The organism is Amaricoccus sp. W119 (genome assembly GCF_047275745.1).
Lineage (GTDB): Bacteria > Pseudomonadota > Alphaproteobacteria > Rhodobacterales > Rhodobacteraceae > Amaricoccus.
Genome location: NZ_JBKQWU010000110.1, coordinates 1 through 6,564 on the forward strand (window position 1 = coordinate 1; position 6,564 = coordinate 6,564).

Annotated in this window: 4 protein-coding genes and 1 pseudogene; 2 read left to right on the top strand and 3 right to left on the bottom strand. The window is 62.6% G+C overall.

The genetic code is table 11. The features are described from left to right. Positions 1 to 95, top strand: a 95-nt coding sequence (locus tag ACLJK8_RS21605; protein WP_413152496.1) for a transposase domain-containing protein, incomplete at its 5' end; no start/stop codon positions are given. A gap of 22 nt (positions 96 to 117) precedes the next feature. Next, positions 118 to 390 (top strand): annotated as a pseudogene (locus tag ACLJK8_RS21610) (integrase core domain-containing protein); the annotation flags it as partial. A 349-nt stretch (positions 391 to 739) separates the two neighbouring features. Here ACLJK8_RS21610 and cysE read toward each other — a convergent pair. Genes cysE through ACLJK8_RS21625 form a run of 3 tightly spaced genes read right to left on the bottom strand, consistent with a single transcriptional unit; the run spans position 740 to position 6,225 of the window. Beyond that, positions 740 to 1,552, bottom strand: a complete 813-nt coding sequence (gene cysE / locus ACLJK8_RS21615; RefSeq protein WP_413152498.1) for a serine O-acetyltransferase — start codon at positions 1,550 to 1,552, stop codon at positions 740 to 742. Between the two features lie 52 nt (positions 1,553 to 1,604). After that, entirely contained in the window at positions 1,605 to 2,336 is a 732-nt protein-coding gene (locus ACLJK8_RS21620) for a DUF2793 domain-containing protein (RefSeq protein ID WP_413152494.1), read from the bottom strand. Then, on the bottom strand, positions 2,329 to 6,225 hold the full coding sequence (locus ACLJK8_RS21625; protein WP_413152495.1) for a glycoside hydrolase/phage tail family protein: 3,897 nt from the start codon (positions 6,223 to 6,225) through the stop codon (positions 2,329 to 2,331). The genes ACLJK8_RS21620 and ACLJK8_RS21625 overlap by 8 nt, the downstream gene beginning before the upstream one ends. Positions 6,226 to 6,564 lie beyond the last annotated feature (339 nt).

The following is a 6,564-nucleotide window of genomic DNA, read 5'->3' on the forward strand; positions in this document are numbered from 1 at the left end:
ATCCCCAAGCCTGGCTCGCCGACACGCTGGCACGGATCCCGGACTACAAGATCACCAGGGTCGACGACTTGCTCCCATGGCGCTGGACCCGATAGCGGTGAGGCCGGACGCTTACTCGACATCGACCATTCGCGGACGAAGACGAAGAGCCCGCGAACCAACGGCATCGTCGAGCGCTTCCACAAGACCGTGCTCGACGAATTCTACCGGGTCGCGTTCCGCAAGAGGGTCTATGGTTCTGTCGCCGCGTTGTAGGCGGATCTCGATAACTGGACCGGAACCTGCAACGAGGAGCGCGAGCATCAGGGGCGATGGTGCTTCGGCAAGACGCCGATGCGCACCTTCCTTGACGCGGCCCCGATCGCGAGGGAAAAAATGATCGCCGCCTGATCGGAGGCTGACAGGCGGAACATGACCGACATCCGGACGCCAGATGTCAGATCAAGTCTAAACTTATACATGTCATAGGACCTCCATATCCGAAGGCCCGACGTGGGAAAATACAGCGGATCACATGGTCCACCCGTGGGGGCGCACTCCAGTGTCCATGCGGCAAGCAACTCGTTGCAATGAAGCCGAAACCGTCGATGAGCCGGACGACGGCTTGCCGCTACGGCGATGCACCCATGGAGAGCCTCTTCCACACGCTGCGACCACGCCGATCTGGCGAGCCGCGATGTTGCAACGTAAGAACCAAGCAAACCTGCCTCCGGGAAACTCGGCGCGGTTCAGGGGACCGTCAGATCTGCCCCTTGAGTACCATCTGATCCATTAGCTTCGACGGCTCCGCGCAACCCCCGTCTCCCACGATCCTGGCCGGAACTCCCGCGACCGTCTTGCACGGGGGAACGGTCTCGAGCACGACGGAACCCGCCGCCACCCGACTACAATTGCCGATCGAAATATTTCCCAGAACCGCGGCTCCGGCGCCGATGAGGACCCCGTTGCCTATCTTGGGATGACGATCGCCGTCTTCCTTGCCCGTCCCACCCAACGTTACGGAATGGAGCATCGACACATTGTCGCCGACGACCGCCGTTTCGCCGATCACGATGGAATGTGCATGATCGATCAGGATGCCTTGTCCCACGCGCGCGTTCGGATGGATGTCGACGCCGAACACCTCGGACGTGCGCATCTGCACAAAATAGGCCATGTCCTGGCGTCCGCTTGTCCACAGCCAATGCCCGATCCTGTAGCATTGGAGGGCCTGATACCCCTTGAAGAAGAGCAGCGGCTGAATATAGCGATGACATGCCGGATCACGCTCGTAGACCGCCATGATGTCGGCCCGCGCGGCCGCTCCCAGGTTGACTTCCGCGGCGTAGGCCTCGTCTGCGATCTCTCGCAGGATGAGTTCGCTCATGTCGGAAGAGGCAAGCTTCTGAGCGATCCGGTAGCTGAGGGCCCGCTCCAGGCTCGCATGATAAAGGACCCCGGCGTGGACAAGGCTGGCCATCAGCGGTTCGTCACGTGCCACCTCCTCCGCTTCGCGACGGATCATCGTCCAGACCGGATCCAGGCTGGCAATGTTCGGTTTCAGTTGAGCCATACGCGCACCCCAAAAGCCACTAGCGCCAATTTCAACGGTCGCCGCCGGGAAATCAAGCCGCTGGAAGCGCTCGTGATGCACGAGGTGCTCCCAATCGTGTGAGATGAACCGCGAGCCGTATTCGTCCGCCGCTGAACGCGCCGCCCTCCGCGCCGATCAGAAGACTGGTATCAGCATAGTAGGTCATCGGAGTTCCCGAAAGCCCCACCAGAAAGGAGCCGGCCCCCACCCCCATCCCCTTGCCGTAGCGATCCTCGGAGCCTGCGACGCCCAAGCGCCAGCTCGTCAAGGTTCCCGTCAACGAGTCCATCACACGTCCCGTGATTCCCAGCACCAGCGAATTCGCCGGGATCCTGACCTCGGTCCCGACCGCCGTCCCGACTCCGAGCTCCTGATCGAACTCCAGTATTTCGTTGGTCGTGAAGGCTCCCCCGCTCGATACCGCGACCGCGTCGGGAACCCACCTCGTGCCGTCGTACATCAGCGTGGACGATTTCGCGACGAGCCACGCCCGCCATCCTGGCGCGGGTGCCAGATATACCCATCCCCCGTTGCTCCAGACGGCGATCTGGCCAGTCCGTCCCACCCATGCGCCTCCGGCCAGTTCGGGAACGATGTAACCCACACCATTCTCGGCCAGATCCGGCGGGTCGGAAATGTCCGCGGCGAGCACGCTCATCTGCGTGGCCGCGTCCATCCGCACAAGAGCTTCGTTGACCGTGACGTGCTTCTGCGCTTGCGCGGGCGAGATCAGGGGCAAGCCGAGGTTGGCGGTCTTAGCCATCAAAATCGATCCTTCGATAGGGTCCGGGGCCGAACTGCTGGGATATCTGCGCGACCTCGAATGACAGCCAGGTCCGGGCAAGGTCATCTACCTGCTCCGCCTGCGAATAGATCGCGGACTGCGAGCCGACCTGAACATCTCGAACCAACGCCTCGCCGACGAAAATGCGAACGTGATAGCGCTCCGAAGCCTCGCCCAGGGGAACGTCCGGGCCCTGCCAGCTATCGCCGTCGATGCGCGTCCTTCGGATCCATGTCAGCATGATATCGCCGTTCGCCTGTCGGACCGCCTTGAGGTGCGCGGGCGCGTATGGTCGGAGGCCGACAGCTTCGCAGGTACTGGAAACGTGGAAGTAGCTCCGATGACCATGCGGTCTGGCCACGGGGCCGACTCGATAATGACGCCGCAGGCCCCTGGCGCTCAGCGGGAGGTCGATCTGAACGACGGCCGCGTCCAGCAAGACGAAATCGCTACCTGATGGCCATTGATCAGGCATGATCCCATCAGTCCCAGCCTGGCCGCGCAGCAGACCGCGAAGGCGATAAACCCGATCCCCGATCAACTCCGCGCTCTGGAACTGGAAGACCTCCCAGTCCGTGTCCCCGAACCGGATGGCCGCCACATTGGCACCATTCAACACATCGGACTCAATTCTGGCTTGCAAGCCGCCACGCCGGACGCGCACGTCAAGGTTGGCCGGCATCCAGAGACCAGCCTCCGCGCGAGCGAGCGGCGTCAGCGTTTCACCCATTGTGGCGAGCTTCCGAACCGTCCGGTTCAGCGAGTAACCGTAGTCCTCAACAGCGGAATAGACCGCCATCCCTCCACCCGACCGTCCCGTCGCGGCGACGTGTGGCGCATGTGGGATCTCCTCACCCGTGATCAGCGGCAGGTCGAGGAACTCGGCGTAAACCGGCGCAGGCATGTCGATCGTCGGAAATCTTGAGGCGGTGTCCTGTTCGGGGCCCACAATGTAGGTGCCGCGCTCCACGCGAACGCCGATCAGGCGACGTGAACTTCCATCCTCGATCCTGTCGACGCGGTACAGACCCGATGCGGAATCACTCGAAGCCACGCGAAGGACATTACCCGGCTGCGCGGCGAGCATCGACGGTGGAAGCGCGAATTCAACGGTCTCGCGAGCTATCAGCCCCTCGCTCAACCATCGATCGGCTACACGCTGTGCTTCCGCTTCACGAAATACAATCGCGGTGGATGACTGAGACGTATTCGCCGGGCCCTCCGTCGTCGCCTCGGCGGCGCCAAGCTGATAGTCGGCGTCTGCCCTGACGAACCCAAGCGTGACCCTGCCGACAGCTTCGGAAGCGGGGGCCCGTGTCTGGGACAGGTGTGGCGAGTCAGGCTCGCACGCGAACCGCTCCGCGCTCACGCTCATCGCCATCTGGCCGTCGCGCGACACGAATACGATATCGTCGCCGTCGGCGTAGCCATCAAAGCCATAGGCAAGCATGAGTGGCTGAAGCGTCTGGCGGGGAGTTTCGACGCTATCGACGGTGTAGCCCGTCACTGCCCCGTACAACCTCGATTGGTCGACCACAGCCTCGTTCGCGACGATCTCGGTGACAACCTCCGCGACCGAGACGACGCAGGTCCGACCGTTCAACCAATGGCCAAACGGATAGTTCTGTCCGTCGGACCAGGTCGCCAGCCGCGCAGGGAAGTCCGGCCACGGACGCGCGTCCCATGCCCAGACATGAGCGTGATCGAGATCGACCATTGGTCCACCATAGATCTCGGATCGGGGATTGTTGGTCGTATCGGTCCAATGCCGGAAGGTCGCCTGCAGATAACGCTGCTGGATCAGGTCATCGCGAACGCCTTCGGAAAAATAGGGAAGGAAGCTCTCCGAAGACTTGGGATCCACGAAGACGTTCGGCTGATTGGTTCCGTTGTCAACAGCGGGACATCCGAGTTCGGTGAACCAGATCGGCTTCGAACGCGGTCGCCAATCCGTGGCATCGGCGGCCCGAACACCCCCAAGGCGGTCGTAATGCGGATTCGACCACCAGTTGGAGATATCTTTATAGCGATAGATCCAGTCCTCCCCGTGCTGCCCATCTCGGATCGCCGTCCGTCGCTGCGACTTCCTGGCTTCGGCGTCAGTGTAATACCAGTCGTATCCTTCGCCCCCGGCGACATTCGCGGCCAGATAGTCCAGATTGTAAATTGAGCCATGCGCAACGTCCGCGTGGTCCTCGCCCGCACGCCAGTCGGACAGAGGCATGTAATTGTCTATGCCGATGAAGTCGATTTCCGGATCCGACCAAAGCGGATCAAGATGAAACAGAACGTCTCCGGTACCGTCGGCGGGATGATGACCGAAGTACTCCGACCAATCCGCCGCGTAACCAATCTTGACAGGCGGCCCAAGCACCTTTCGCACCTCGCGCGCAAGATCACGGAGGGCCTCCACTGCCGGGTATGTGGCGGGGCCGGATCGTACATGCGTGAGGCCGCGCATCTCCGAGCCGATGCAAAAGGCCTCCACTCCGCCTGCCAGGGCGCAGAGATTCGCGTAGTGAAGAACAAATCTCCGATACGACCATTCTTCGGGACCGGCGTAGTCGACCCGGCGGTCGGAAACCGAGAAATGCTCCGCGCTCGCCGTACCGAAGAAGCGAGCGACTTCCTCGGTCGCCGCCAGACTCTTGTCCGGCGACTCTTCACGCCCCGGACTGATTGACAGTGTGATCCTGCCCCTCCAGGGAACAGTCGGCTGAGAACCAGCATCCGTCCACGGATCGGGGAGGCGATTGCCCTGAAGGATATCCATGAGAATGAACGGATAGAAGAGCACCCGCTTTCCGATCTCACGCAGATGCCGGATCGCCTGGATCACCGTCTCGTCCGCGGGGGTCCCTCCGAATATCGGGCGACCTTCGGTCCAACTGACGACCTTCGCGCGATCCCGGTCAACGCCGGAGACGTGCCACGGGATCGTGGCATCCTCGAGCGCCTGCTCCACGGCCGGGCACAGTTCGCAATGGGAGCATCTCAGGTCATCGCCAAACCAGGTCACGACCAGAGACACCGATTGCAGATTCGGCAGCTCCGCCACCATCTGTGTCGTTGATGCGACAAAGTCCGGCAAGCTCAGATCATTGTGAACATTGACAATTTCTACATCGCCCTTCCCGCGATCAAGGCTGACCACCTCCGTGGCCAGCGCGTACTCGCCGGTCCCCGGGATGAGTGCGACACCTGCGATCCTGTCGGCCGGATGCGCTGGAAGAAATTCTTCGTCTCCGTGCGGAGGGCGTCGGAAGACTTCGAAGTTGAGCTGCGGGATGCGGTTTCCGAAAGGCGTCAGATCCAGATCTTCGAAAACCGCGTAGGCCGTTCCTCGGTATGCCGGAGCGTTTCTCTCCCCTTCGACAGCGGCGATCAGAGGGTCGGCGACCTGTTCCTCGCTTCCAGGGTGAAGCCGCCAGTTGAGAGACGCCTGGTCGAGGACCTGGCCGTCCGCCCAGATGCGCCCGATCCGGATGATCGGCCCCTCGCAGAGCGCGATCGCGAAGCTCACGGTGTAGCTGTATTCGCGGACCTGCTGCCCGCCGCCTTTCCCGCCGACGTTCGATGTGTTGACCGTTTCGAGAAACTTGCTCGACCAGATCATCTGCCCTGCGATGCGGGCGCGTCCGAAGACGCGAGGAAGGACGGCGCCCTCGCTGCCGCCCATCACGTGGAAGCGATCGACCTTGCCCGTCTCCACGGCGTCGGAACCGACCCCCAGGATCTGCTGGTCGATGATCGACCCCAAGGCAGCCCCCGCCGCCTTGCCGAGCGCGGTGGTGGCAAGCCCGGCGATCGATCCCCCGATCGCTCCGCCGAGGGCGGCTCCAGCCGCCGCCAGAAACAACGTGGCCATCTGGCCTCCTCAGAACGGAATACGGAATGCGCCCGCGACGCGACGCAGCCAGGAGGGCGTGAGAGGCGATTCCACCACTCCGTGGCCCGAGTAGGCGTGAATAAGCGTAAGGTGGCCTTGATGCGCTCTCGCGAGGATACCGATGTGCTTCGCTACTCCCGCGTCGACCATCCGCAGCACGAGAACATCTCCCGGGATCGCATCGGCCGGATGGACCGGGATCAGGTGTCAACGGCGGAGCAAAACCAGGCCGTTGGGCGGCGCAAAAGTAGGCCACTTGGCGCCGCAAGCGGGGAACGGCGGGAGGGCGTAGCCCGACTAGAGTTTCCCGCTTGCGGC